The 24,195-nt window shown below is 72.5% G+C and carries 27 protein-coding genes; 17 read left to right on the top strand and 10 right to left on the bottom strand.

The window, feature by feature from the left end; translation table 11 throughout:
- Both AMR74_RS03495 and AMR74_RS03500 read left to right on the top strand, forming a co-directional pair.
- Positions 1–357, top strand: a complete 357-nt coding sequence (locus AMR74_RS03495; protein WP_053770661.1) for an RNA polymerase Rpb4 family protein — start codon at positions 1–3, stop codon at positions 355–357.
- A gap of 75 nt (positions 358–432) precedes the next feature.
- Positions 433–867, top strand: a complete 435-nt coding sequence (locus tag AMR74_RS03500; protein ID WP_053770662.1) for a universal stress protein — start codon at positions 433–435, stop codon at positions 865–867.
- Positions 868–894: 27 nt separating this feature from the next.
- Here AMR74_RS03500 and AMR74_RS03505 read toward each other — a convergent pair whose 3' ends face one another.
- A complete protein-coding gene (locus AMR74_RS03505) occupies positions 895–1,644 on the bottom strand; it encodes a class I SAM-dependent methyltransferase (RefSeq protein WP_053770987.1) in 750 nt (249 codons plus the stop codon).
- A complete protein-coding gene (locus AMR74_RS03510) occupies positions 1,602–2,405 on the bottom strand; it encodes a hypothetical protein (protein WP_053770663.1) in 804 nt (267 codons plus the stop codon). The genes AMR74_RS03505 and AMR74_RS03510 overlap by 43 nt, the downstream gene beginning before the upstream one ends.
- Positions 2,406–2,507: 102 nt before the next feature.
- Here AMR74_RS03510 and AMR74_RS03515 point away from each other — a divergent pair, with 102 nt between their 5' ends.
- The 8 genes from AMR74_RS03515 to AMR74_RS03550 all read left to right on the top strand — a co-directional run bounded on the left by AMR74_RS03515 (position 2,508) and on the right by AMR74_RS03550 (position 9,296).
- Positions 2,508–3,143: a DUF655 domain-containing protein gene (locus AMR74_RS03515; RefSeq protein ID WP_053770664.1), complete on the top strand. Its 636-nt coding sequence runs from the start codon at positions 2,508–2,510 to the stop codon at positions 3,141–3,143.
- 73 nt (positions 3,144–3,216) lie between these two features.
- Positions 3,217–4,128, top strand: coding sequence for a 16S ribosomal RNA methyltransferase A (locus tag AMR74_RS03520; protein WP_053770665.1), 912 nt, complete (start codon positions 3,217–3,219; stop codon positions 4,126–4,128).
- Positions 4,125–5,309: a mechanosensitive ion channel family protein gene (locus tag AMR74_RS03525; RefSeq protein WP_139042955.1), complete on the top strand. Its 1,185-nt coding sequence runs from the start codon at positions 4,125–4,127 to the stop codon at positions 5,307–5,309. Before AMR74_RS03520 ends, AMR74_RS03525 begins: the two co-directional genes overlap by 4 nt.
- The gene (locus AMR74_RS03530) at positions 5,306–5,905 is read left to right on the top strand and encodes a HemK2/MTQ2 family protein methyltransferase (protein ID WP_053770667.1); all 600 of its coding nucleotides are present in this window, start codon (positions 5,306–5,308) and stop codon (positions 5,903–5,905) included. The genes AMR74_RS03525 and AMR74_RS03530 overlap by 4 nt, the downstream gene beginning before the upstream one ends.
- Positions 5,906–5,980: 75 nt before the next feature.
- The gene (locus AMR74_RS03535; protein ID WP_053770668.1) at positions 5,981–6,997 is read left to right on the top strand and encodes a 5-methyltetrahydropteroyltriglutamate--homocysteine methyltransferase; all 1,017 of its coding nucleotides are present in this window, start codon (positions 5,981–5,983) and stop codon (positions 6,995–6,997) included.
- On the top strand, positions 6,997–8,070 hold the full coding sequence (locus AMR74_RS03540) for a methionine synthase (RefSeq protein ID WP_053770669.1): 1,074 nt from the start codon (positions 6,997–6,999) through the stop codon (positions 8,068–8,070). Before AMR74_RS03535 ends, AMR74_RS03540 begins: the two co-directional genes overlap by 1 nt.
- Before the next feature lie 154 nt (positions 8,071–8,224).
- Positions 8,225–8,431, top strand: a complete 207-nt coding sequence (locus AMR74_RS03545; protein ID WP_053770670.1) for a hypothetical protein — start codon at positions 8,225–8,227, stop codon at positions 8,429–8,431.
- Positions 8,432–8,546: 115 nt separating this feature from the next.
- The gene (locus tag AMR74_RS03550; protein WP_053770671.1) at positions 8,547–9,296 is read left to right on the top strand and encodes a sugar phosphate isomerase/epimerase family protein; all 750 of its coding nucleotides are present in this window, start codon (positions 8,547–8,549) and stop codon (positions 9,294–9,296) included.
- Positions 9,297–9,302: 6 nt separating this feature from the next.
- On the opposite strand, the gene AMR74_RS03555 is transcribed toward AMR74_RS03550, so the two are convergent.
- From AMR74_RS03555 to AMR74_RS03565, 3 genes are all read right to left on the bottom strand, one after another.
- Positions 9,303–10,121 (bottom strand): DUF7547 family protein, encoded by an 819-nt coding sequence (locus tag AMR74_RS03555; protein ID WP_053770672.1) that lies wholly within the window; start codon positions 10,119–10,121, stop codon positions 9,303–9,305.
- Between the two features lie 75 nt (positions 10,122–10,196).
- Positions 10,197–11,438, bottom strand: a complete 1,242-nt coding sequence (locus AMR74_RS03560; protein WP_053770673.1) for a GNAT family N-acetyltransferase — start codon at positions 11,436–11,438, stop codon at positions 10,197–10,199.
- 105 nt (positions 11,439–11,543) lie between these two features.
- The gene (locus AMR74_RS03565; protein WP_053770674.1) at positions 11,544–12,644 is read right to left on the bottom strand and encodes an NADH:flavin oxidoreductase/NADH oxidase; all 1,101 of its coding nucleotides are present in this window, start codon (positions 12,642–12,644) and stop codon (positions 11,544–11,546) included.
- 113 nt (positions 12,645–12,757) lie between these two features.
- On the opposite strand from AMR74_RS03565, the gene AMR74_RS18975 reads away from it, so the two are divergent.
- The gene (locus AMR74_RS18975; protein ID WP_167551888.1) at positions 12,758–12,919 is read left to right on the top strand and encodes a hypothetical protein; all 162 of its coding nucleotides are present in this window, start codon (positions 12,758–12,760) and stop codon (positions 12,917–12,919) included.
- A gap of 62 nt (positions 12,920–12,981) precedes the next feature.
- Here AMR74_RS18975 and AMR74_RS03570 read toward each other — a convergent pair whose 3' ends face one another.
- The 5 genes from AMR74_RS03570 to tbsP form a co-directional block, all read right to left on the bottom strand.
- A complete protein-coding gene (locus AMR74_RS03570; RefSeq protein WP_053770675.1) occupies positions 12,982–13,575 on the bottom strand; it encodes a response regulator in 594 nt (197 codons plus the stop codon).
- Between the two features lie 255 nt (positions 13,576–13,830).
- A complete protein-coding gene (locus AMR74_RS03575; RefSeq protein ID WP_053770676.1) occupies positions 13,831–15,108 on the bottom strand; it encodes an aminotransferase class V-fold PLP-dependent enzyme in 1,278 nt (425 codons plus the stop codon).
- Between the two features lie 101 nt (positions 15,109–15,209).
- Positions 15,210–15,548 carry a cupin domain-containing protein gene (locus AMR74_RS03580; protein ID WP_053770677.1) on the bottom strand — a complete coding sequence of 113 codons (339 nt, stop codon included), beginning with the start codon at positions 15,546–15,548 and terminating at the stop codon, positions 15,210–15,212.
- A gap of 89 nt (positions 15,549–15,637) precedes the next feature.
- Positions 15,638–17,329 (bottom strand): YcaO-like family protein, encoded by a 1,692-nt coding sequence (locus AMR74_RS03585; RefSeq protein WP_053770678.1) that lies wholly within the window; start codon positions 17,327–17,329, stop codon positions 15,638–15,640.
- Positions 17,330–17,451: 122 nt separating this feature from the next.
- Positions 17,452–18,273: a transcriptional regulator TbsP gene (gene tbsP, locus AMR74_RS03590; protein ID WP_053770679.1), complete on the bottom strand. Its 822-nt coding sequence runs from the start codon at positions 18,271–18,273 to the stop codon at positions 17,452–17,454.
- Positions 18,274–18,505: 232 nt separating this feature from the next.
- Between tbsP and glyA the strand changes: the two genes are divergently transcribed.
- The 6 genes from glyA (at position 18,506) to AMR74_RS03620 (ending at position 24,176) form a co-directional block, all read left to right on the top strand.
- Positions 18,506–19,753 carry a serine hydroxymethyltransferase gene (gene glyA / locus AMR74_RS03595; RefSeq protein WP_053770680.1) on the top strand — a complete coding sequence of 416 codons (1,248 nt, stop codon included), beginning with the start codon at positions 18,506–18,508 and terminating at the stop codon, positions 19,751–19,753.
- Positions 19,754–19,830: 77 nt separating this feature from the next.
- A complete protein-coding gene (locus AMR74_RS03600; RefSeq protein ID WP_053770681.1) occupies positions 19,831–20,241 on the top strand; it encodes a DUF3054 domain-containing protein in 411 nt (136 codons plus the stop codon).
- A 188-nt stretch (positions 20,242–20,429) separates the two neighbouring features.
- Entirely contained in the window at positions 20,430–20,684 is a 255-nt protein-coding gene (locus AMR74_RS03605) for a hypothetical protein (RefSeq protein ID WP_053770682.1), read from the top strand.
- A gap of 95 nt (positions 20,685–20,779) precedes the next feature.
- Positions 20,780–21,781 carry an ornithine cyclodeaminase family protein gene (locus tag AMR74_RS03610; RefSeq protein WP_053770683.1) on the top strand — a complete coding sequence of 334 codons (1,002 nt, stop codon included), beginning with the start codon at positions 20,780–20,782 and terminating at the stop codon, positions 21,779–21,781.
- Positions 21,782–21,817: 36 nt separating this feature from the next.
- Complete coding sequence (locus AMR74_RS03615; RefSeq protein WP_053770684.1) at positions 21,818–22,360, top strand: metallophosphoesterase; 543 nt, start codon at positions 21,818–21,820, stop codon at positions 22,358–22,360.
- A gap of 94 nt (positions 22,361–22,454) precedes the next feature.
- On the top strand, positions 22,455–24,176 hold the full coding sequence (locus AMR74_RS03620) for an aldehyde ferredoxin oxidoreductase family protein (RefSeq protein ID WP_053770685.1): 1,722 nt from the start codon (positions 22,455–22,457) through the stop codon (positions 24,174–24,176).
- The last annotated feature ends 19 nt before the right edge of the window (positions 24,177–24,195 follow it).

Raw genomic sequence — 24,195 nt, forward strand, 5'->3', positions numbered from 1 at the left:
ATGACGATCTTCAAAGAGAAGCTCGACGAGGAGTACGTCACCACCTCCGAGGCGAAGGAGATCCTCGTGGAGATCGAAGAAGAGCGGGCAGCCGACGAGGACCGCGACCTCCGCTACGAGCTGGCCCGCGCGATCGAGCACGTCAACCGGTTCGCGGACCTCGACGCCGACGAGTCCCGTGAGCTCGTCGAGGAGCTCACCGAGCTCGACCAGATCGACGTGCCGACCGCGGTGAAGATCGCCGACCTGCTCCCCGAGGACCGCACGGAGCTCCGCTCGGTGTTCGCCCAAGAGCGCTACTCGCTCGACGGCGACGAGCTCGACGAGATCCTCGACGTCGTCGCGAAGTACGCCTGACCGCGGGTCCCACCCGGCCCGGCGGGACGGGTCACCGACACGTTTTTTCAGATTTCCGCCCGTACGTCGAGCCGCATGTACCAGACCACCCTCGTGCCGACCGGCGAGGGCGACGCCGCCCTCGACGCGGTCGACGACGCGATCGAGATCACGGCGGCGGAGGGGACGGTACACGTCCTCGGCGTCGTCGAGGAGATTCCGATGTACGAGCGGTCGGGGAAGCCGGAGAAGTTCGACGAGGACGACCCCGAGCGCCGCGAGCGGCTGGCGGCGGCGGTCGACCGGGTCGCGACCGCCGTCGCGGACGCGGGCATCGACAGCGAGACCGCGATCGAGTCCGGGGTCCCCGCCCACGAGATCGCGGCGCACGCGGACGCGGTCGACGCCGACGCGGTCGTGATGGGCAAGCGCGGCCTCGACGCCGCGGCCGACGACCTCCTCGGCAGCACGACCGAGCGCGTCATCCGGACCGCCGACGCGACGGTCGTTTCCGTCCCCGTCTCCGAGTGACCCCGGCCGAGCGCCGGGCCCCGCGCGTCACCGATCGCGGCCGGCCTCGACGACGATCGTTCCGAAGAGCCGCCGGTCGCGCTCGCGCACGGTCGCGCCGTCGTCGAGCGCGCGCCGCGCCGCGGCGGTCCGCTCCGCGAGCATCCCGAGCGGGTCGTCGGTCCGGGCGTCGAAGAGCCGCCCGTTCAGCGCCACGAACGCCCGGAGCGCGGCGTTCGCCGCGCGGTTCCCCTCCGGGACGAACGCCGCGACGACGACGGCGTCCGCCAGGTCGCACCAGCGGCGCACGACCGCGTACGGGTCGGGGAAAAGCGACGTGACGAACGTCGCGAGGACGGCGTCCGCGGCCGCGACCGGCGGGCGCTCGGCGTCCGCCTCGACGAGCGAGACGTTCTCCCAGCCGCGCCGCGCGACGAGCCCCGCGGCCCGGTCGAGCATCCGGGTCGAGACGTCGACGCCGACGACGCGGCCGCTCGCTCCGACGGCCTCGCGGAGCGCGGGGAGGTTCACCCCCGGGCCGCAGCCGAACTCGACGACGGTGTCGCCCGGCGCGAGGTCGAGCGATCGGACGCAGGCGGCGCGGACGCCGCCGACCGACGCCGTGGCCCGCGCGAACCAGTCGTAGACGCGGGCCCACGCGTCGTAGCTGCGCCGGACCCGACGCAGTCGACGCGGGTCCGACTCCGCGGCGGGCGCCTCCGAACCCGCCCGGCCGCCCGCCGCGCCGTCGCGGGTCACGGGTCGGCGCCGACCGCGGCCGGGGGCGTCTTGGGCCACCACCGCGCCGGCCCGTCGCGGGCGACCGTCGACCGGCACTGCTCCGAGCCCGCACAGCCCCGCGGCCGCTGGTAGCTGATCCCGCGCTCCGCGAGGTACGACACGTAGCCGTCGTCGACGCGGTCCAGCTTCTCGTGACACACCCACCGCTCGCCGCACCGCCCGGCCGCGACGTTCCGGTACGGACAGGTGAACGTCGTCTCCTCGATACCGCCCTCGGAGGCCGTCTCGTCGATCCGGACGCCGACCGACCGGTACGCGAGCCGGAGCCGCCGGACGACGGCCCCCGGCGACGACGCCCCGAGGAACAGGACGTGCGCCAGCGCGTAGCCGAAGTCGTGGAGCAGGCGCTCGGCCCGCGTCAGCGACGCGCGGTCGCCCTCCAGCCGCGACCGGAGCGTGCCGTACCACTCCGCGATCTCGCGGACCTCGTCGGTCAGCGCCGCCGCCTCCGCGAGCGCCTCGCGCCGCTCCGTCAGCGCGGTCGGCCCGTCCGAGAGGCGGAACGACGGCACCGCTTCGACGTGTTCGAGCACCCGCTCGCGGAGGCAGTCGCCGTCCGCGTGCGCCGCGGCGCGTCGGCGGAGCTCGGGGTACCAGCGCCGCGTCAGGGCGCCGTACGCGCCGTCGAGCAACTCGTCGACCCGACCGATCTCCGCCGCCTCAGTCGGCCCGCCGCGGTCGGGGCCGTCCGCCTCGACCGACGGTCCGGGAAACGCCTCGACGAGTCGAACCAGCTCCTCGGGGTCCGGTTTCGCCATGGTACCACGTCGCACCCGACGCTATTGAATCCGACCGTCGGCGGCCGCGCCGCGACCCGCCTCGCCAGCGGTTTTTTCACCGCTCGGAGCGATAAACGATACATGGACAACGCCGACGGCGACGGGACGCCGGCAGACGACCGGAACGGGGGTGGCGCCGCCGCGGACGCCGGAGCGGAACAGAGCGACGACGGCGGCGGCCCCACCGCCGTCCTGCTCGACGTGCTGCCGAACGGGCGCCCCGACGACGACCGCCCGCAGTCCCGCAAGTCGCCGGTGGCGTACGCGCTCGGCGCGCCGTCGTTCGCGCTGTACGAACTGACGCTCGCCGGCGACGCGGACGTCTCGGTGGGCGACCGGATCGCCCTCGACGGCCCGGACGTCGGCCGCTACCGCGAGGTGTCGTTCGACGACCTCACCAGGAACGCGGCCGCGGAGGTCGAGTACGCGGTCGAGGCGATCGTCGAGGCCGACGAGGAGCGGTTCGTCGACTTCTACAACGAGGCCGGGCCGATCACCCTCCGGCTCCACCAGCTGAACCTGCTGCCGGGGATCGGCAAGAAGCTGCGGAACGACCTCTTAGACGAGCGGAAGCGCGGCCCGTTCGAGAGCTTCGCCGACGTCGAAGAGCGGATCTCCGGGCTCCACCGCCCCCGGGAGGTGATCCTCGAACGGATCGTCGAGGAGATCCGCGAGTCCGACCTGAAGTACCGGACGTTCGTCGGGCGCGAGGAGTGAGCCGCGCCGCCCCCGGGTCCTCCCGGTGTCCCCGAAACGAGACTTTTACCCGAACACCGCGTGTACCCCGGCTATGACCGACTCATCGGCGGGTGAGGGCACCGCGTACGGGCAGCGCGACCCCGACGCGCTCGCGAGGCGGGCCGGCGCGCGGGCGGACCCCGACCGCGACCAGCACTTCCTCGTCGACGACCGGGTCCTCGACCGGATCCCGGGCTACCTCCCGGACGACGCCGACCGGAGCCGCCTCCTCGAGATCGGCGGCGGCGCGGGGGCGCTCACCGACCGACTCCTGGCCGCGGCGACGGGCGACGCCGCCGCGACCGGCGACTCCCCGTCCCGCCGCGTCACCGTGATCGAACGCGACGGCGCCTTCGCCGAGTTCCTCCGCGAGGAGTTCGCGGCCGCGGTCGCCGACGGGCTCCTCGACGTGATCGAGGGCGACGCGCTCGACGTGGACCTCCCGCCCTTCTCCGCCTGCGTCGCCAACCTGCCGTACGGCGTCTCCTCGGAGATCGCCTTCCGGCTGCTCCCGGAGAAGAAGCCGCTCGTGGTGATGTTCCAGGCCGAGTTCGCCGACCGGATGGTGGCCTCGGCCGGCGAGTCCGCGTACGGCCGCCTCTCGGTGTCGGCGCAGCACTACGCCGACGTGGAGATCGTCGAGCGCGTGCCGAAGGAGGCGTTCGACCCCCAGCCGGCCGTCGAGAGCGCCGTCGTGCGCTGCACCCCCCGAGACCCCGACTACGTCGTCGGCGACGAGGCGTTCTTCCTCCGGTTCGTGAAGGCGCTCTTCACCCAGCGGCGCAAGACGGTGCGGAACGCGGTGCGGAACACGGCCCACATCTCCGGGCTCGACGACCCGGAGGCCGTCGTCGACGCGGCGGACGAGGAGCTGTTGCGCAGCCGCCCCGGCACGCTGGAGCCGGCGGCGTTCGCGGCGCTGGCGGAGCTGGCCCGCGAGCGCGGCTCCCCCGCGGAGGCGTGACGATGACGGGCTGGGTCGGCCTCGTGACGGAGCTTCAGCGCGCGCTCGCGGGCAACGCCGAGCGGTTCGCCGCCTCGGTGGGGATCGTCGTCGCGGTGCTCGGGGTCCGGCTCCTCACGCGGCGGCTGCGGCGCGGGGACAGGGAGCTCAGCTCGACGCAGCGGCTCCTGCTGTCCGCGGGCGTCGGCGGCGCCACCGCGCTGGGCGCGATCACGCTGATCGCGGTGTGGGACCAGAGCGGCGCCCTCTTCGAGACGGCCCGGTCGGCGCTGAGCGCGAACCAGCTGTCGAACGTCGTCCTCGCCGTGCTGCTCTTGGCGATCGCGTACGCGCTCACGGACTTCCTCGGGGGCGTCATCCGCGAGATCGGCGCCGAGAGCGCCTCGATCTCGCAACACCAGCAGGAGGTCATCCTGCGGGTCACGCAGCTGAGCGTCTACACGTCCGCGATACTCGCCGTCGTCGGGCTGTTCACCGACAACGTCGGCAGCCTGCTCGTCGGTGCGGGGTTCCTGGGTATCGTTATCGGCATGGCGGCGCGGCAGACGCTCGGCGCGATACTGGCCGGGTTCGTGCTGATGTTCTCCCGGCCGTTCGAGGTCGGCGACTGGGTGGTGATCGGCGACCACGAGGGGACGGTGACGGAGATATCGATCATGAGCACGCGGCTCCGGTCGTTCGACGGCGAGGTGATCACGATGCCGAACGACGACGTCCGGTCCGGGTCGATCGTCGACCGGTCGCGCCGGAACCGACTGCGGATCGAGATCGAGGTGGGCGTCGACTACGACACCGACGTCGAGCGCGCGGCCGCGGTGGTCGAGGAGGCGGTCGCGGGCGTCGAGGACGTCGCCGAGATGCCCGAGCCGAACGCCGTGACGAAGCGCTTCGGCGACTCCGCGGTCGTGTTGGGGCTCCGGTACTGGATCCGCAACCCGAGCATGCGCAAGCGCTGGCGGACCCAGACCGCCGCGATGGGCGCGATGAAGGACGCGCTCGAAGACGAGGGGATCGTCATCCCGTTCCCGCAACAGACGCTCTCGGCCCGCACGGAAGGCGCCTCCGGCCCCCAACTGGACGCCGCCGTCGAGAGCCGCGCGGCGACGCGCGGCGGCTCCGCCGACGCCGGCAACGCGGACGGTGTGTCGAGCGACGGCGACGCGGCGGAGGGCGACAGATGAGCGGCGACGGGAGCGGGGCCGGCGACGGCCTCGCGGCGCGACGCGGCGCCGACGACGCGGTCGTCTACCAGCCCGCGGAGGACTCCGGCCTGCTCGCGGAGGCGGCGGTCGCGGAGGCGCACGGGCGCGTGCTGGAGGTCGGCACCGGGTCGGGGTGGGTCGCCGAGCGGGTCGCCGAGGAGCGCGGCCTCGACGTGGTCGGAAGCGACCTCAACCCGCACGCCGCGCGTCAGGCCCGCGAGCGCGGCGTCGAGGCCGTCGTCGCCGACCTGCTCTCGCCGTTCCGCGCGGACGCGTTCGACACGGTGTGTTTCAACCCGCCGTACCTGCCCACCGACCCCGACAACGAGTGGGACGACTGGATGGAGCACGCGCTCTCCGGGGGCGAGTCGGGCCGCGAGCTCATCGAACCGTTCCTCGCGGACGTGGGACGCGCGCTCGCGCCGGACGGCGTCGTCCTCCTCCTCGTCTCCTCGCTGACCGGCTACGACGAGGTGCTCGGCTTGGTCGACGAGGCCGGCTTCGCGGCCGAGCCGGTCGTCGAGGAGTCGTTCCCCTTCGAGACGCTCACCGTGCTGGCCCTCCGTCGGGCGTAAGCCTCCGCAATAGATTACTGTAGAGAATAATACGTATTAGCAAATATTATACGTCGACATATCCAACGGTCGGTGATGACCGAACGTGTCGCGGCGACGCCGGGGCTGTACCCGCTCCCGGACCGGGCGAAAGAGACGCTCTCCGACCTGAAGGGACACCAGAAGGGGGACCTCCTGAGCGGCGACGAGGGCGAAGCGATCGTCGCGGAGTACGACGAGGTGCGCGCCGAGTACGTCGACCACCAACTCGACGCCGGCCTCGACCTGATCTCCGAGGGGCAGGGCCGCTGGGACGACATGATCGCGCACCCGCTGACCGTCAGCGACGCCGTCGAGACCGGCGGGATCGTCCGGTACTACGACAACAACAACTTCTACCGCGACCCGCGCGTCGTCGACGACCTCGGCTTCTCGGGCGACGTGGCGGACGAACTGACTGACGCGGCCGACCTGCTCGCGGCCGCCGACGGCGGCGACGACGCGTCGCTCGCCGCGACGCTCCCGGGCCCGTACTCGCTCGCGGCCCTCGCGACCGACGAGCACTACGGCGACGAGGCCGAGTTCCAGGCCGCGGTCGCCGACTTCCTCGCGGGCGAAGTCGAGGCGTTCCCGGCCCACGAGACGCTGTTCCTCCTCGAACCGTCGCTCGTCACGGACCCGCCCGCCGAGGGCGACGAGTCGACGGCGACGGACGCCATCGCGACGGTCGCCGACGCGACCGACGCCGACGTGGTCGTCCAGACCTTCTACGGCGCGCTCGGCGAGAAGCTGTACGCCCACCTCGTCGACGAGGCGGGCGCCGACGCCCTCGGGCTCGACCTCGTCGCCGGCGACCGCGACGACACCGTCTACAACGTCCAGGAGTTCGGCTCGACCGACTCGCTGTCGCTCGGGCTCGTCGACGGGCAGAACACCCTCGTCGAGGACGCGGAGACGGTCGCGGAGCGCGTCGAGTGGTTCGAGTCGCAGATCCCGCTCGAAGGGTTCGACAGGACCTACCTCACGCCGAACACCGAGCTGTTCTACCTGCCGACGAACAAGTACCGCGAGAAGCTGAACGCGCTCGCCGCCGCCGCGGAGGTGCTCGACTGATGGTCCGAAACCCGTCCGCCAACCGCGACCAGTTCCGCCCGCACGACCACCCGAACGACACGTTCCTGCTGTCGACCGTCGTCGGCTCGTATCCGAAGCCGAAGTGGCTCAACCGGGCCGACGAGCTGGTGGAGGACCCCGACTCGAAGTTCGACGAGTCGGACCTCGAAGAGGCCCACGACGACGCCTGTCGGCTCATCACGCACGAGCACGAGCGCGCCGGCCTCGACACCGTCGTCGACGGCGAGATGCGCCGCAACGAGATGGTGGAGTTCTTCGCCGACCGCATCGACGGCTACGAGTTCAACGGGCCGGTGAAGGTGTGGGGCCACAACTACTTCGACAAGCCGAGCGTCGTCGAGGAGGTCGCGTACGACGAGCCGTGGCTCGTCGACGAGTTCGAGTTCACCTCGAACGTCGCGGAACGCCCGGTCAAGGTCCCGATCACGGGGCCGTACACCCTCGGCTTCTGGGCGTTCAACGAGGCGTACCCCTCCACCGAGGAGCTCGTCTACGACCTCGCGGACCTCGTCAACGAGGAGGTCGAGAAGCTGGTCGAGGCGGGCGCCCGGTACATCCAGATCGACGAGCCCGCGCTGGCGACGACCCCCGAGGACCACGCCATCGTCGGCGAGGCGCTCGAACGCATCGCCGCGGGCATCCCCGAGGAGGTCCGCATCGGCCTCCACGTCTGCTACGGCGACTACTCGCGGATCTACCCCGAGATCAACGACTACCCGATCGACGAGTTCGACGTGGAGCTGTGTAACGGCGACTTCGAGCAGATCCCGACGTTCACCGACCCCGAGTTCGAGCCCGACCTCGCGCTCGGCGTCGTCGACGCTCACACGGCCGAGATCGAGCCCGTCGAGGAGATCAAAGCGAACATCCGGCAGGGCCTGCGCGTCGTGCCGCCGGAGAAGCTCACGGTCTCCCCCGACTGCGGGCTGAAGCTCCTCCCCCGGGAGATCGCGTACGGCAAGACCGAGAACATGGTCACCGCGGTCCGCGAGGTCGAGGCCGAGATCGATTCCGGCGAGATCGACGTGGAGAACCCGCTCGCGGACGACTGAGGCGCCGTCGACGGTTCGCCTCGGGACCGCTCTCGTGGCTCGCCCCTTCGGTGGCGCTCCGGGTCGGCGATAGCCCCTCCGAAGCCTCCGACCGCCGCGAGCACGGTCGGAGCGAGGCCAAACGTTTCGTACTGAGACCGCGTACGGCTCCTCAGTGAACGCCGTTCGGCTGCTGGCGAACCCCGCCGTTCGATGGGCGATCGCGTTCCTGTACCTCGGCACGTCGCTGACGCTGCTCGTCGGGCTCGGCGACCTCCCGAGGGCGGACCAGATCGCGGTGACGATCGCCTGCGTGATTGGCTTCTTCGTGGTTCCGATCGCGTTGAAGGGGTACGTGGACTCCGCGCCGGACCGGTACTGACGGACGCGGCCCCCGGCGGCCGAGCGATCGGGGTTCGGCGCGGCCGCGCTCGGTCCCGACCGCGCTGCGGGGTCCATCCCACTATTTATAAGACCGCGCCGACCCCACCACCGACATGGAGATCGGTCTCACCGTCGGCGACGACCTCGACCGCCTCGCGGCGTCGCCGGCGCGGTTCGACTTCTGCGAGGTCGGGGTCGGCGAGCCGACGCTCGTCCCCGGCGAGATCGACCCGGGGCGGCTGACGGACGCGCTCGCCGGTCGCGACCTGCTCGTCCACCTCCCGTACAGCCAGCGGCTGACGACGTACGTCCCCGAGGTGAACGACGCCATCGTCGACTACCAGCGCCGGCTCCTGTCGGCCGCCGGCGACCTCGGCGCCGAGAAGGCGGTCCTCCACGCCACCTCCGCCGACCGCGACGACGTGGACTTCCGGGAGACCGCGGCCGACCAGCTCCGGCGGGTCGCGGACGCCGGCCGCGAGGCGGGCGTCGAGGTCGTCGTCGAGAACGTCGGCCACCAGCACGCGGGGCTCCAGCTCTCCGTCCTCGGCGACCTCGCCCGCGAGACCGGGACGCCGGTCTGCTTCGACGTGGGCCACGCCTACATGGAGGGCGGCAACAAGGCGATCAAGCGGTTCCTCCGGAGCCACGGCGACCGGGTCTCGCACCTCCACTGCCACGACGTGCGCCGCCGCGGCGACACGCACCTCCCCGTGGGCGCCGGCGAGGTCGACTACGACCTCGTCGCGTCCGAACTCGTCGACTTCGACGGCACGGTCGCGCTCGAAGTGTTCACCGACGACGAGGCGCTCCTCGTCGACTCCGCGGAGCGCGTCGCCGACCGGCTCGGCGCCTCCTTCTGACGGGTGTCAGTCCGCTCGCTCGCCGTCGCTTCGGCCGTCCGCATCGTCGTCCGCGCTCCCGTCGTCTCCGTCGCCGTGCGCATCGTCGGCCTCGACCGCCTCCGCGTCGGTCTCGTCCCCCGCAGCGTCCCCGTCGATCTGGCGCTTTATCGACTCCAGCTCGGACTCGACGTCAACCTCCGGCGGGTCGTCCTCCTCGCTCTCGGCGTCGCCGTCGCCGCCGTCGCCGGGCTCGGTCACGTCGATCCGGACCGGGCTGTCGTCGTCCCGCCCGGCGTCCGGCGCGCTCCGCGGTCCGTCCTCGTCGCCGCGGCCCCGGTCGCGGTCGCGCCCGAGCCGGCGGTCTCGCGCGGCGTCCGCCTCGCGGCGCCCCTCGTCGATCCGGGACTCGATCTCCGCGGTGAGGTCGCGCGCGTCGGCGATGATCGACCGAGAGGCGGCGTCCTCGGGGAGGTCGGCCTCCGAGAGCGCGGTGCGGAGCTCCGACAGCGACCGGGCGAGCCCGGCCGTCGCGCCGTCGCGGACGTCGGCGAGGCGGTCGCCCGCGCCCTCGGTCCCCTCGGCGACGCTCCGGCCGGGGTCGGCGAGCCGGAGGGTGCCCCGGAGCAGTTCGAGCGACTTGATTGTCGTCTCTAACAGCGCGATGAGCGTCGGAATCGTGTACTGCTCGGTGAACCGCACGAGCTCCGAGAGCCGGGGCGGCCGCGGCGGCCCGCGGCGGTCGCGCTCGTTCTCCCGGAGGTCGGCGCGGAGCTCGCTCAACACCGATTCGAGCTCGTCGAGCCGCTCCTCGAGGTCGTCGTCGCGTCGGTCGCGGGAACTCATGCCGCCTCGTAGGCGGGCCGCAAATAAAAAGCCCGGCAGCGCCGCGTGGCGCCCCGACCGGTCGCGGCGCGCCGCTCAGAACCCCTCGCGCAGGAACGTGCGCCGCGGCGGGAACAGAGCGGTCAGGTCGGCCGCGAGGCCGTCCGGGGCGTCGCTCGCGAGGTCGAGGTCGGCGTGCGCCCGGAGGTCGTCGACGCCGCGGTAGCCGGCGTACAGCTGCGAGAGCGCGCCGACGCCGGCGGTCACGTCCGCGACCGCGGAGCCATCCCCGTCGGCGTCCTCAACCCGCTCGGCGGCGACCTCGCCGTCCGCGACGGTCACCCGAATCGGTCGGTCGTGCCAGTCGACGAGCGGGTCGTCGACGGCGAGCGTGAACGCGGCGTTGAGGTCGGGGTCGGGCGCCAGCGCGGTCAGTGCGTCGGGGACGTCGACGAGCCGGAACATGGGGCCGGCGCGGACCTCCTCGGTCACCGCGCGCGGGTCGTCGACGCGGTCGAGGAGGCTCACGTCGGCGGGGAGGCGGAGCCGAACGCGCTCGACCTGCGAGTCGTGGTCGCGACAGAACCGGAAGACGCGGTCCCAGTCGGCGGGGTCGGCGACGGCGGCGTCGGAGACGACCATCGCGCGCCCGTCGCCGTCGTCGCGCTCCTCGAAGGTGTACGAGAGGAGTGCCCGGAGGTCGCCGCCGCGCTCGAAGCCGTACACGTACGGGTCCGTCTGCCACCCGCGGAGGCTGCGCTCGCGCCACCACGCCTCGGTCCGCGCCATCGTGAAGTCGTGGCGCTCCGCGGTCGCGGCCAGCAGGTCGGCGGCCGCGCCGTGGTCGTCCTCGTCGAGCCGACGGAACCGCCCCGTCTCGTCGCCGCGCTCGCTCGTCGCGAACGCCAACTGCTCCGGCGGCGCTTTCACCCGTCGGTACCGGCTCACCGTCGCCCAGCCGTACCGGCGGTAGAACGGGTGCTCGAAGGGCCACAGCACGGAGAAGCGCACTCCGTCGTCGCGGTACTCGGTCAGCGACTCGCGGAGGAGCCGCTCGATGTGCCCGTTGCGCCGGTGCTCGGGCGGCGAGGCGACCGCAGAGAGGCCGGCCACGTCGCGGTCGCGTCCCCGGATCCGGAGCGAGAAGTCGTGGTGCCCGCACACCGCGACGGGCTCGTCGCCGTCGAACAGCCCCCGGTAGTCCGCGAGGTGCTCGCGGTCGTCGTCGTCCTCCTCGGGGTCGTACGGTCCCTCCTCGGGCGAGAAGGCGTAGCGCATGAACGCGCTGAACTCGTCGCCGCGCTCCTCGGGGAAGGGCCGGTAGTCGAGGTCGCCCATACGCCGTCGGCGCCCGGGAGCCTGATAAGCCTTCCCGGCGCCTGCGCGCGGTTCTCATGCTCCGATCGCCCGGTCGCCCGGTCGGCGGTCGCCCCGGCGGCTCGTTCAGTCGAACCGACCGCGACGGTACTGGACCGGCCACTCGGCCTCCTCGCCGAGCTCGTGGGCGGCCTCCAGCGGCCAGTACGGGTGGCGGAGCAGCTCGCGGCCGAGCGCGACGAGGTCGGCCCGCCCGTTCCGGACGAGGGCGTCGGCGTGGGTCGGCTCCGTGATCCCGCCGACCGCGGCCACGGGCACGTCGGTCCCCTCGCGGACCGCCTCGGCGTAGGGCACCTGGTACCCCGGGCCCGCGCTCGGAATCTCCTGGTCCGGGTGGATACCGCCGCCGGAGACGTCGATCAGGTCGGCGCCCGCCTCGGCCAGCAGGGGGGCCAACCGGACCGAGTCGTCCACGTCCCACGAGTCGCGGTCGGGGAGCCAGTCGGTCGCGGAGATCCGGACGAAGACCGGCTTGCCGTCGGGCCAGACCTTGCGGACGGCCGCGACGACCTCGCGGAGGAGCCGGGTGCGGTCCTCGAAGCTCCCGCCGTACTCGTCGTCGCGGTCGTTGGTGACGGGAGAGAGGAACTGGTGGAGCAGGTAGCCGTGGGCCGCGTGGACCTCGGCGACCTCGAAGCCGACGTCCCGCGCCCGTTCGGCGGCGGCCGCGAAGGAGTCGATCACCGCGTCGACCCCCTTCCCGTCGAGCCGGCGCGTGTCGGCCAGGTCGTCCTCGTCGACCTCGGAATGCGGGTACGGCTCGTCGGTGGCGGAGACGGTCTCCCAGCCCGCGGGCTCGTCGGCGGGGATCGGACCGCTCCCCTCGCCCGGCGGACTGTGGGAGGCCTTCCGCCCGGCGTGAGCCAACTGAATCCCGGGCGTCGCGCCCTGCGACCGGACGAACTCGACGATCGGTTCGATCGCCTCGGCGTGCTCGTCGGACCAGATCCCGAGGCAGTCCGGGGTGATCCGCCCGCGGGCCTCGACGGCGGTCGCCTCGGTCATCACGACGCCGGCGCCCCCGGCGGCGCGGGCGCCGAGGTGGACGCGGTGCCAGTCGTTCGCCAGCCCGTCCTCGGCGGAGTACTGGCACATCGGCGACAGCATCACGCGGTTTCGGAACTCCGTGTCGCGCAGCGTGAGCGGCGTGAACAGCGTGTCGGTCACGCTGCGGCGAACGACCCCCGTGAGCTAAGGCCCTCCGATCCCCTGCCCGGGTCGCCGCTGCTGGTTTAGGCCGACCGAAATCTATAACACCACCGGCCTCTGACCGACTGGTAATGACAACGGGAGACCGGATCGAGCGGGACGTCGAGTCGGCGGCCGACGAACGGCCGACCGTCGCCGCGACCCGCTGTTCTCAAGAGCGGACCGTCTTCGCCGAACAGGGCAACACCGACGCGTGGATCGCGACCGACCTCACGGTCGAACTCGAACGCTGACGAGCCTCCTCTGGCCGCCGCCACGGCGGCTCCGCTTCCGGCGCCGTTCGGCGCCCCCGACTTCACTCCTCGGAGCGGAGCGTCCCGCGGGGCGAGTCCGACGTGCGCGGCGGCGACGCGGTCGCCCGCGCCGCGGCCGTCTCGCGCTCCCGTTCCCCGTCGACGAGCGTGCGGATCCGATCGAGTATCGAATCGAACCGACCGCGCTCGGACCCCTTCTCGAAGTAGGCGTCCGCGCCGGCGCCGAACGCCGCCGCCTCGCGCTCCTCGCCCGGACACGTGGTGTGGAAGACGACCGGGACCTCGTGGCCCGCCTCGCGGAGCCGTCCGGTGAGGCCGACGCCGTCGCCGTCGGGGAGCCGCTGCTCGGTCACGACGCAGTCGACCGCGACCCGCTCGCCGTCGACCTCGACGCCCTCCTCGACCGCGTCGACGGCGGCGGCGACGCGGTCGACGGAGCGGATCCGGACCCGTTCGGTGAGCCGCGTCGCGAACGCCTCTAGCAGCTCGGCGGAGCGCGCGTCGGGCTCGACCTGGAGAACGGTGATCGGCCTGTCGGCCTCCCTCGCGGGTCGGTCTGCTGACTGTGCTGATCGGTCGGCGGCTGCGTTCGTGTCCGCGTGCGCGTCGGACGGCGGAGATGTGTGGTCGGTCATTCGTTTGGCGGCGGGCGACGACTCGGCGAAAGACAACTTACTACGAGAGTTGTAATTTCTCTTCGGACAATAATTGCCGGAGCGGTGTTATAATAATTGTGCGATCACCGTTGTCACGGCGCCTGCGCCGATTATTCGGTGGTATCATCGAAGATACGCCGAGCGGTTCCCCGACGGCGCGGGCGGCGCGTCGTCGGATCGCGTTCGCGTCCGATCACCCGACCGCGGCGGCGGGTCGGCGGGGCCCCGGCCAACTCAGGCGAACAGGTCGCGCGCCTCGCGGACCGCGTCGACGAGCGCGTCCACCTCCTCGACGGTGTTGTAGAAGTAGAAGGAGGCGCGCGCGGAGGCGGCGACGCCAATCTCGTCGTGGAGCGGCTGGGTGCAGTGGTCGCCGGCGCGGATCGCGACGCCGTAGTCGTTGAGGATGCTGGAGAGGTCGTGGGCGTGGACGCCCTCGACGTTGAACGCGACGAGGCCGCCCCGGTCGTCGCCCGGCGGGCCGTATATCTCGACGCCGCCGAGCGCCGTCAGCTCGTCGTAGGCGTACTCGGCCAGCAGGTCCTCGTGGGCCTCGATCCGGTCCATGCCGATATCCTCCAGGTACTCGATGGCGGCCGCGAGGCCGACCCCCTGCGCGATGGAGGGCGTCCCGGCCTCGAACTTCCACGGTAGGTCCTCCCAGGTGGAGTCCTCGAAGGAGACGCGGCGGATCATGTCGCCGCCGTAGAGGTACGGCTGCATCTCCTCTAAGATCGCCTCGCGGCCGTAGAGGGCGCCGATCCCGGTCGGGCCGCACATCTTGTGGCCGGAGAAGGCGAGGAAGTCGACGTCCAGCGCCTCCACGTCGACCGGCCGCGTCGGCACCGACTGCGCGGCGTCGGCGAAGACGTAGGCGTCGTGGTCGTGCGCCACGTCGGCCAGCTCGCGGATCGGGTTCACCGTGCCGAGCGTGTTCGACACGTGGACGACCGAGACCATCTCGGTGTCGTCGTCGATGAGCTCGGCGGCGTGGTCCATGTCGAGCCGCCCCTCGTCGGTGACGTCGATGAACCGCACGTCGGCGCCCGTCCGCTTGCCGATCTGCTGCCAGGTGACGAGCGAGGCGTGGTGCTCCATCTCCGAGAGGACGACGTTGTCGCCCGGGCCGAGCTCCGCGAGCCCCCACGCGTAGGCGACGAGGTTCATCGCCTCCGTCGTGTTCTTGGTGAAGACGATCTCCTCGCGGCCCGCGGCGCCGATGAACTCCGCGACCGCGTCGTGGGCCTCCTCGTAGGCGACGGAGGCCTCCTGGCTCAGCTGGTGGATCCCGCGGTGGACGTTGGCGTTGTAGCTCCGGTAGTAGTCGGCGATGGCGTCGACGACCGGGTCGGGGGTGTGCGAGGTCGCCGCGTTGTCGAGGTAGACGAGGGGTGTGTCGTCGCCCTCGCCCTCCCCGGCGGTCTCCGGGTCCCCGCCGACCTTCCGGTCGAGGACCGGGAAGTCGGCGCGGAGCGCCTCCACGTCGAACGGGTACTGTTCTTGGACTCCCATTACCCGTTATCGGGCCCCGAGCACTAACACACCTTCGGTCCGGTACGTCTTGCGGCTATCGCAGACGCGCCGAACGCCGCGATCCGCGGAGGTTCGCCCCGCTACTCGCCCCAGTCCGGGTTCGCCCGCGGCGGCGCGAAGACGTCGAAGCCGACGACGGGTTCGTCGGTCCGGTTCTCGGCCGCGTGCGGCTCGCCGCCGGGGATCACGTACGTGTCGTCGGGGCCGACGACCCGCTCCTCGCCGTCGACGAGGAACGTCAGCCGGCCGGCCGTGATCACGCCGATCTGCTCGTGCGGGTGGTCGTGTTCGGGCACGCCCTCGCCCGGTTCGATCTCGAACCGCTGGATGCTGGTCTCGTCGCCGACGGCCCCTTGGCTGAGGAACGCGCCGTCGACCGCCTCCACCGCCCTCACGTCCGCGTCTGGTGCGACGTCCATACGCGCTCCGGCGGTCCGGAGGCACCTAAATCCGCGGGGACGGGCAGCCGGTGCCGGGGGCGACGCCGGCGCCTGCCGTGTCCTCGCCCTCACGGGAACGGGTGGTACGGCCGGTCGAGCGCGGGCTCGAACCCCATCGACCGCGGCACCTCGCGGGCCCGGTCGCCGAAGAACGGGTCGCCGGTGAACAGCGGCTGCGCGCCGGGCACCAACACGCGGACCGCCTCGAACCCCAGCGACGCGAGGTCGCGCGTCGTCACCCGCGCGACGTACGGGTCGAGCCCGACGGCCTCGACGCGGTCGACGACGGCGCCGAGTTCGGCCTCGCCCGACAGCTCCGGCTCGCCCAGCCCGTCGGTCGAGACGGTCGCGTCCGGGTCGAAGAACGCCGCGGTCTCGGCGGGGCGGTCGGCGTGGTGACCGATCGCGGCGCCCTGCTCGTCGGCCGCTTCCCGGCCCATCGAGCGGAGCTCGGTCCAGTTCTGGAGCGCCTCCGCGAGCGCGCTCCGGGCCGCCGCGGCCGGGTCGAGGTCGGCGCCCGACCCCGCGGCGAACCGCGGCCAGTCGCCCTCGCGGCCGACGCCGACGGCGACGACCGGCACGTCCACGTCGGTCGTGACGAGCAGCGCCGTCACCGACAGCGACTCGGCGCGCGCCCGCTTCTCCAGCTCGGCGAACCCGGGGTCGTCGACGTCGAGCCCGAGCGGCTCCGTCGTGGAGTACCAGCTGGTCATCGTCGCGTCGCGCTCGATCGCCTCGTAGAGCCCGGAGAGCGCGGCGTCGGGGCCCGAGCTCCCGAGCCCGAGCCCGGTCGTGATCGCCGGGCGGTACCGGCGCTCCGGCGGCGGGAAGTGGACGAACTCCGCCGGGAGGCTCGCCGGCTCGCCGGTCCCGAGCCGCTCGCCCCGGACCCACGGGAGCCGGTCGTCGCGGTCGTACGCCTCGGCGCTCTCGGGGCGCACGAACGCGTCCGGCGTGATCGGGTTCGGGACGTTGGCGGCCGGCGCGCGCGTGAACGCGGCCTCGCGGTAGACGCCGGCGGCGTACCGCTCTAACCCCTCGCCGAGCGCCTTCATGAACGCGGCGTCCCAGTCGGCGGCCGCGCCCCCGCCGAAGTCGGCCGCGTCGCCGTCGGAGAAGGGCGTCGTGTCCGCGACCCGCGCGACGTAGTACGGCAGCGGGAACGACTCCTGCTCGCCGACCTCGCTCAGCGCGCCGACCCGCGGGTCGACGGCGCGCTCCGCGCGGTCGAGCGTCTCGCCGAGGTCGCGGTCGGCGTGGTCGCGCGGGAGCGCGTCGCCGGGGTCGGCGCCGCAGCCGCACCCGGGCGCCGGGAGGAGCGTCCGCTCGCCGCCCGGCACCTCCGCGACCGTGTCCGCCACCGGGTCGCCGGCGAGCAGTCGGATCGCCCGCCGCCCGGCCACCGCGCCGGCGTAGCGCACGGCGGAGCGGCGGCCGGTCGGGGCGTCGGCGGGCTCCGCGCCGCCGCTCTCGACCCGGGCGCGCAGGCAGTCGTAGCAGGCGTCGTCGAAGACGGTCACCGCCGCGTCGAGGTCGGCGAGCGGGACGCCGCCGGTCCCGCCCACCTCGACGGCGACCCACCGGTCGAGCAGCTCGTCCGCGGTCGCGAACGCCGCCGACCCGGCGGTGTCGACGACGACGGCGAGGTCGAACCCGTCGAGCAGGTCGGCCTCGACCGGCATCGCGTTCACGTCGACGTCGCCGAGCGCGGCCCCGGCCGCCTCGACCGCGGGGCCGTCGCCGACAAGTCCGATATCCATACCCCGTGGACGCGAGGCGGCGAAAAAAAGCCGCGGGTCCGCGGCGCGGGAGGGCGGACGGGGAACGAACGCTCGGGGACGCGAGGAAAGAGAGGGAGGCGGCGGTCGGGCGGGCGGCCCGCTCAGGCCGGCGTGGCCGCCAGCATCTCGGCGGCCTCGGCGGCGAGGTCGGCGGCGTCGGCCCCTTCGAGCCGCTCGTCGCCGAGCTTCAGGCGGAGCCGGGGGCGGCCGACGTCGATCGGGACCTTCTCGGTGTCGATGATCCCCAAGTCCTCTAAGCGCGTCTTCGTCCGGGAGAACGTCGCCTTCGAGGCGATTCCGACGTCCTCGCCCCACTTCGAGATGTCGTAGAGCAGCACGTCGTTCTTCGCCGCGACGAGCAGCGAGACGGTCACCTCGTCGAGGTCGGTGCCGTCGCCGCCCTCTGTCGCGTCGAGGACGGCGTCGAAGTCGGCGCGGGCCTCCTCGCCGATCTCCGACGCCATCGTCTCGCGGACCCGGCTGATCGCCGGCGTGCGGAGCGTGTACGGCTCGGCGTCCTCGAACGCGCCGCGGTGGGACTCGTACACCTGGTCGACGAACTCGCCGTCGTCGGTCGAGAGCGCGGCGACGTCGTCCCCGGCGGTGACGAGCGCCACGACCCGAGAGGGAGAGACGAACAGCGCGTTGTCGACCTCGCCGTCCAGCACCCTGAGGTCCAAAGCGCCGTCGGCCACGAGGTCGGCCGCCCGGGACGCGACGACGAAGTCGTCCATGACGTCCTTGAGGGTGCGCTCGTCGGCGAGCATCGACAGCTCCGGGAGGTCGTCCCGCCCGACGGCGGTCTCGACCAGCGATACGATCGTCTCCGCGGAGGGGTCCACGACGAGCAGCTCGTCGTCGCCCCCGGCGAAGGCCGCTTCGAGCGCCGCCTTGACGTCGGCCGCCAGTAAATTCGATGCCATTTGTCTCTCGGTATAAAAGCCAGTTGCGTATTTAATATTAACGGGATTCATGCTTCGGACAACTCACGTAGGAGGTCTCAAAAGGCCGAAATCGCCCGATCAGCCCCGACCGCGGTCGCCGGTCGATCGGCGCCTCGACGGTCGCCGTCGACGCCGCGTGCGCGACCGATCGGCGGCGGGGTGCCGCGGCGGCGACGGAAGGATTAATGCGCGGTCGCGCCCGGGTTCGCACATGGACCACGAGCACGTCCGGGAGGTCGACCCGGCGGTCGCCGACGCGCTGGCCGGCGAGCGCGACAGACAGGAGCAGACGCTCGCGATGATCGCGAGCGAGAACCACGTGAGCGAGGCGGTACTGGAGGCGCAGGGCAGCGTCCTCACCAACAAGTACGCCGAGGGCTACCCGGGGTCGCGCTACTACGCCGGCTGCGAGTACGCCGACGAGGTCGAGGAGCTGGCGATCGAACGCGCGAAGGAGCTGTGGGGGGCCGAGCACGTCAACGTCCAGCCCCACTCCGGCACGCAGGCGAACCAGGCGGTGTACTACTCCGTCCTCGAACCGGGCGACAAGATCCTCTCGCTGGAGCTGAACCACGGGGGCCACCTCTCGCACGGCCACCCCGCGAACTTCACGGGGCAGCTGTACGACGTCGAGCAGTACGAGGTCGACCCCGAGAGCGGCTACATCGACTACGAGGGGCTCCGGGACACCGCCGAGTCGTTCGACCCGGACATCATCGTCTCGGGCTACTCCGCGTACCCCCGCACCGTCGACTGGGAGGAGATCCAGGCGGCCGCCGACGCGGTCGACGCCTACCACCTCGCCGACATCGCGCACATCACCGGGCTCGTCGCCGCCGGCGTGCACCCCTCGCCGGTCGGCGTCGCGGACTTCGTCACCGGCTCGACCCACAAGACGATCCGCGCCGGCCGCGGCGGGATCGTGATGTGCGACGCGGAGTTCGCGGACGACGTCGACGCGGCCGTCTTCCCCGGCGGGCAGGGCGGCCCGCTGATGCACAACGTCGCCGGCAAGGCGGTCGGCTTCAAGGAGGCGCTCCAGCCCGAGTTCGAGGAGTACGCCCGGAACGTGGTCGACAACGCCGAGGTGCTCGCCGAGACCCTCCGGGAGCACGGCCTCTCGCTGGTCTCCGGCGGCACCGACAACCACCTCGTGCTCGCCGACCTGCGCGACTCGCACCCGGACCTCTCGGGCGGCGAGGCCGAGGACGCGCTCGCGGCCGCGAACATCGTCCTGAACGGGAACACGGTCCCCGGCGAGACGCGCTCGCCGTTCGACCCCTCCGGGATCCGCGCGGGCACCGCCGGGCTCACGACGCGCGGGTTCGACGCGGACGCGGTCGAGGAGGTCGGCGAGCTGATCTACCGCGTCGTCGACGACGTCGACAGCGACGACGTGATCTACGAGGTCGGCGAGCGCGTCGTCGAACTCTGCGAGGCGCACCCGCTGTACGAGTGACGGCCCGGCGCCGTCGCGGAGTCGGGCCGCGCCGACGAATCCGTGCGTAAAAGTGGGGGCGGCCCGCAGGGGTCGGTATGGACGCTCCGTCGTTTCTCGCCGCTCGCCTCGACCGCGACGCCGCCCCGCTGGTCGTCGGCGACGTGATCGCGTTGATCCTACTCTTGACCGTCGGGACGCTCAACCACCAGTCGGTCGCGTTCCTCACCGCCAACCCGCTGTACCTCCCCGGCGTCTACGCCCCGTTCCTGATCGGCTGGGCGGCGGTGGCGCCGCTCGTCGGCGCCTACTCCGCGGGCGCGGCCGAGACGGCGAAGTCGTCGGTGCCGCTCGTCGTCAGGTCGTGGATCCCCGCGGCGGTCGTCGGGCTGGCGCTCCGCGCGTTCGTCTTCCGCGGCGGCGCCGAGCTCACCTTCGCGGCCGTCATGCTCGTGCTGGGATCGCTCGCGCTCGGCGGCTGGCGCTCGCTCTACTTCCGACTGCGGTAGCTCCCGCGTACCGGCGCCGACTCCGGCGACCGACCGCGTCGCCCCTTCTCGCCGTCCGACCGACACGGCTGCCCGGTCCCCCGCGCGGCTCATAAGTTATGAGTCACATCGGTGTGTACACGTCCGAACCACTTGCGAACCGCGAGAAAAATTTAATACGGACTATCCACTTAGTATTCAACGAAAGCATGGCTGGATACTACGACTACGTCCTTGGGCTCATTCCGGGCGCGTTGATCGGTGTGACCGCCTCGCTCACGCTGGTCGGGCTGCCCCTGACCGCCGCGCTCCCGGTCGGCGCCGCGGCCGCGGGCGCGGTGATGGCTCACGCGATGTTCGTCCGAAATCCAGTCGCGGGCGAGGCGCCCGCACGCCGGTCGCTCGACGGGGAGGCCGGCGAGCGCTCGGCGACCGGCGGCTCCTCGGCGGGCGCCGCCGACTGAGCGCTCGGCCGCCCGGCCTCCCCGGTCCGGGGCCGTCGCCCCGCCCGCTCGCCGCGTCCTGTACCGTTTAGTCCCCCCGCCGCGAGTGGTCGGGCATGACGGAGACCCTGTTCCTGTCGAGCGGCGACGTCGACGACCTCGCGGAGCCGGCCGACTACGTCGCGGCGGTCCGCGACGCGTACCGGCAGGTGGGCGAGGGCGCGCCGGCCGAACCGCGGACGAAGCTGTTCAACCGCGAGCCGCCGGGCATGTTCACCACCTACGCCGCGGTCCTCCCGGAGACGGGGGCGATGGGCGGGTACACCTACTCGGCGGGGTTCGGCGCGGGCGACGCGTGGTTCATGACGCCGCTGTTCGACGCCGAGTCCGGCGAGCCGCTCGCGCTGCTCGACGGCGCGTCGATGAACCCGTTCAAGACCGGCGCCGCGGGCGCCGTCGCGGTCGACGCGCTCGCCCGCGACGACGCGACCGACCTCGCCGTGATCGGCAGCGGCGCGCAGGCGCGCGGGCAGGTCGCGACGACCGCGACGGTCCGCGAGTTCGAGGCGGTCCGCGTCTTTTCCCCGACCGCGGAGAACCGCGTGTCGTTCGCCGCCGACTTCGACGAGCGACTCGACGCCGACGTGTCGCCGGTCGAGAGCGCGGGCGACGCGCTGGCGGGCGCCGACGTGGTGATCACCGCGACGACCGCGAGCGACCCCGTCATCGCCGACGCCGACGTCGAGCCGGGAACCCACGTCACGGCGATGGGCCAGTACCACCCGGAGAAGAACGAGCTGCCGCCCGAACTCGTCGCGCGCGCCACCTACGTCCCCGACCTGAGAGCGCGCGCGACGCAGGACGCCGGTTCGTACCTCGCCGCGGTCGCGGCGGGTCTGATCGCGGAGGGCGAGGGGATCGCGGCCGATCTGGGCGCGGTCGTCGCGGGCGACCACCCCGGCCGGACGGGCGACGAGGCGGTGACCGTCTTCGACTCGGGCGGGACCGGGGTCGAGACGGTCGCGGCCGCGCACATGCTCTACGAGCGCGCGAGCGACGCCGGACGGGGCGAGCCCATCGACTTCGCGCCCGCGAGCGAGGCGCTGACCGGGGAGTAGCCGGAGGTTGAAGTGGCCTGCCGGCGTTTGGCCGGTATGCTCGTTGGGATCGTCTCCGACACGCACGACGACCTGACCGCCGTCGAGGCGGCCGTCTCGCTGTTCGAGCGCGAGGGGGTCGACGCCGTCGTCCACTGCGGCGACTTCGTCGCGCCCTTCTCCGTGACGCCGTTCGACGGGGACTTCGACTTCCACGCGGTCCGCGGGAACAACGACGGGGAGTGGGCCGTCGAGTCGACGGTCGAAGCATTCGGTGAGTACCACGGGGAGGCCGCCGCGCTCTCGTTCGGCGGCGCGGGCAGCGGCGACGCGACCGGCGCCGACGCGGTCGACGTCGCGGTCACCCACGGCACGAGCGGCCTCGTCGTCGACGCGCTCGTCGACTGCGGCGACTACGACTACGTGCTCCACGGCCACACCCACGCGCACGGCGTCGAAGCGCGGGGCGGGACCGTCCGCGTGAACCCCGGCGGCCTCCCCATCCCGGTCGAGGGCACCGACGACGCGTTCCGGGTCGCGACGCTCGACACGGCGGAGTCCGGCGTCGACGCGGTGACGCACCACGTCCTCGACGGCTGACGGCGCCCGGCGACCGGCGGCGCCGTTCGACGGCGGCGCGGCGCGCGCCGCCCGCACCCCGAGGTTTATCGCCGCTCGCTCGCTCTGTTCGTCCATGAGACACGCACAGGGACCGCTCCTCACGATCGACCTGACGGAGCGGACCGCGTCGACGACGCGGATCGACGACCGGCTCGCGTCGTTCGTCGGCGGCCGCGGGCTCAACACGTCGCTCGCGTACGACCGGATCCCGTTCGACGCCGACCCGCTCGGCCCGGAGAACCGGCTCTACCTCTCGACCGGGCCGATGCAGTACTCGACGACCTCCTACACCGGCCGCATGGCCGCCACGGGCCTCTCGCCGCTGACGAACGGCCTGCTGTCGTCGAACGCCGGCGGGTTCCTCTCGCGGAACTTCACGGGCGCGGGGTACGCCGCGGTCGAGGTCGTCGGCGCGAGCGACGACCTGCTCGCGGTTCACGTCCGGGAGATCGGGGACGACGGCGAGCCGGACGTGACGTTCGAGGAAGTCCCGGACCTCGCGCAGGCGGAGGTGTCCGCCGTCTCGGACCGCCTCGCGGAGACGCACGGCCTGGAGCCGGAACACGTCGCCTGCGTCGGTCCCGCCGGCGAGAACGAGGTCCGGTTCGCCTCGATCATGACCTCGGACACCCGCGCGTTCGGCCGCGGCGGGCTCGGGGCCGTCCTCGGCGCGAAGGGCGTGAAGGCGCTCACCTTCGAGGGCGACGCGGCGGCCGACATCGACCTCGACTGGCCCGACGAGGCGGCCGAGGTCCACCGCGAGGCGGCGACCTCCGACTCGATCATGAAGCGGCAGGGGACGACGAGCGTGACGGAGCTGGCAAACGAGGTGGACGCGCTCCCCTCCTACTACTTCGCCGAGACCTCCTTCGAGGGCGTCGAGGGCATCTCCGGCGACCGCGTCGAGGAGAAGAAGTACAAGCAGGGGACCTGCTCGCAGTGCGCGTTCGCCTGTAAGCTCCCGACCCGCGACGAGGCCACCGGCGTCGAGACGGAGGGACCCGAGTTCGAGACCGTGATGGCGTTCGGGTCGAACGCGGGCGTCGACGACATCGTCGACGTGATGGCCGCCAACGAGCTGTGCGACGAGCTCGGGATGGACACCATCTCCTGTGGCGACGCCGTCTCGATGTACCTCCGGAGCGAAGACGAGTTCGGCAACGCGGAGCTGGTCCGCGAGCTCGTCGAGCAGATCGCCTACCGCGAGGGCGTCGGCGACAAGCTCGCGGAGGGCGTCCACCGCGCCCACGAGGAGTTCGGCGCCGACGACTGGACGGTGAAGGGGATGGCCTTCTCCGGGCACGACGGCCGCGCGCTCAACGGGCAGGGGCTCGCGTTCGCGACCGCGAACCGCGGCGCCGACCACATGTACGGCGAGTTCTACCCGTACGAGTACCCGCTCGTCGACCCCGACGAGGCGTTCGATCCCGAGGGGCTGGCGGGGAAGCCACCGAAGCTCGTCGCGAAGGAGAACCGCAACGCGGTGCTGGACTCCGCGGTCGTCTGTAAGTTCTCCCGGGGCACCGTCACCGACGACCGGCTCGCCGCGCTGCTCGACGCCGACTACGAGGATCTCCAGACGCTCGGCGCCCGGGTCGTCGAGTTAGAGCGCGCGTTCAACAACGCCCGCGGCTTCGACCGCGCGGACGACACGCTCCCGTACGCCGACGCGATCGAGGGGTTCGACGCGGCGCTGTCGGAGTACTACGCGCTCCGCGGCTGGAACGACGACGGCACCGTTCCCGGACATGGCGACGGGATCGACCCCGCGAGCGCGGCGCCCGCCGACGACTGAGCCCGCGAGGCTCCCGCGC

The organism is Halorubrum tropicale, from assembly GCF_001280455.1.
Taxonomy (GTDB): Archaea; Halobacteriota; Halobacteria; order Halobacteriales; family Haloferacaceae; genus Halorubrum; species Halorubrum tropicale.

What these genes read in the sequence shown, in the direction of transcription:
- AMR74_RS03495 (WP_053770661.1), top strand. Translation starts at nt 1, where the DNA reads ATGACGATCTTCAAAGAGAAGCTCGACGAGGAGTACGTCACCACCTCC.
- AMR74_RS03500 (WP_053770662.1), top strand. Translation starts at nt 433, where the DNA reads ATGTACCAGACCACCCTCGTGCCGACCGGCGAGGGCGACGCCGCCCTC.
- AMR74_RS03510 (WP_053770663.1), bottom strand. Translation starts at nt 2,405, where the DNA reads ATGGCGAAACCGGACCCCGAGGAGCTGGTTCGACTCGTCGAGGCGTTT.
- AMR74_RS03515 (WP_053770664.1), top strand. Translation starts at nt 2,508, where the DNA reads ATGGACAACGCCGACGGCGACGGGACGCCGGCAGACGACCGGAACGGG.
- AMR74_RS03520 (WP_053770665.1), top strand. Translation starts at nt 3,217, where the DNA reads ATGACCGACTCATCGGCGGGTGAGGGCACCGCGTACGGGCAGCGCGAC.
- AMR74_RS03530 (WP_053770667.1), top strand. Translation starts at nt 5,306, where the DNA reads ATGAGCGGCGACGGGAGCGGGGCCGGCGACGGCCTCGCGGCGCGACGC.
- AMR74_RS03535 (WP_053770668.1), top strand. Translation starts at nt 5,981, where the DNA reads ATGACCGAACGTGTCGCGGCGACGCCGGGGCTGTACCCGCTCCCGGAC.
- AMR74_RS03540 (WP_053770669.1), top strand. Translation starts at nt 6,997, where the DNA reads ATGGTCCGAAACCCGTCCGCCAACCGCGACCAGTTCCGCCCGCACGAC.
- AMR74_RS03550 (WP_053770671.1), top strand. Translation starts at nt 8,547, where the DNA reads ATGGAGATCGGTCTCACCGTCGGCGACGACCTCGACCGCCTCGCGGCG.
- AMR74_RS03555 (WP_053770672.1), bottom strand. Translation starts at nt 10,121, where the DNA reads ATGAGTTCCCGCGACCGACGCGACGACGACCTCGAGGAGCGGCTCGAC.
- AMR74_RS03560 (WP_053770673.1), bottom strand. Translation starts at nt 11,438, where the DNA reads ATGGGCGACCTCGACTACCGGCCCTTCCCCGAGGAGCGCGGCGACGAG.
- AMR74_RS18975 (WP_167551888.1), top strand. Translation starts at nt 12,758, where the DNA reads ATGACAACGGGAGACCGGATCGAGCGGGACGTCGAGTCGGCGGCCGAC.
- AMR74_RS03570 (WP_053770675.1), bottom strand. Translation starts at nt 13,575, where the DNA reads ATGACCGACCACACATCTCCGCCGTCCGACGCGCACGCGGACACGAAC.
- AMR74_RS03575 (WP_053770676.1), bottom strand. Translation starts at nt 15,108, where the DNA reads ATGGGAGTCCAAGAACAGTACCCGTTCGACGTGGAGGCGCTCCGCGCC.
- AMR74_RS03580 (WP_053770677.1), bottom strand. Translation starts at nt 15,548, where the DNA reads ATGGACGTCGCACCAGACGCGGACGTGAGGGCGGTGGAGGCGGTCGAC.
- AMR74_RS03585 (WP_053770678.1), bottom strand. Translation starts at nt 17,329, where the DNA reads ATGGATATCGGACTTGTCGGCGACGGCCCCGCGGTCGAGGCGGCCGGG.
- tbsP (WP_053770679.1), bottom strand. Translation starts at nt 18,273, where the DNA reads ATGGCATCGAATTTACTGGCGGCCGACGTCAAGGCGGCGCTCGAAGCG.
- glyA (WP_053770680.1), top strand. Translation starts at nt 18,506, where the DNA reads ATGGACCACGAGCACGTCCGGGAGGTCGACCCGGCGGTCGCCGACGCG.
- AMR74_RS03600 (WP_053770681.1), top strand. Translation starts at nt 19,831, where the DNA reads ATGGACGCTCCGTCGTTTCTCGCCGCTCGCCTCGACCGCGACGCCGCC.
- AMR74_RS03605 (WP_053770682.1), top strand. Translation starts at nt 20,430, where the DNA reads ATGGCTGGATACTACGACTACGTCCTTGGGCTCATTCCGGGCGCGTTG.
- AMR74_RS03610 (WP_053770683.1), top strand. Translation starts at nt 20,780, where the DNA reads ATGACGGAGACCCTGTTCCTGTCGAGCGGCGACGTCGACGACCTCGCG.
- AMR74_RS03615 (WP_053770684.1), top strand. Translation starts at nt 21,818, where the DNA reads ATGCTCGTTGGGATCGTCTCCGACACGCACGACGACCTGACCGCCGTC.
- AMR74_RS03620 (WP_053770685.1), top strand. Translation starts at nt 22,455, where the DNA reads ATGAGACACGCACAGGGACCGCTCCTCACGATCGACCTGACGGAGCGG.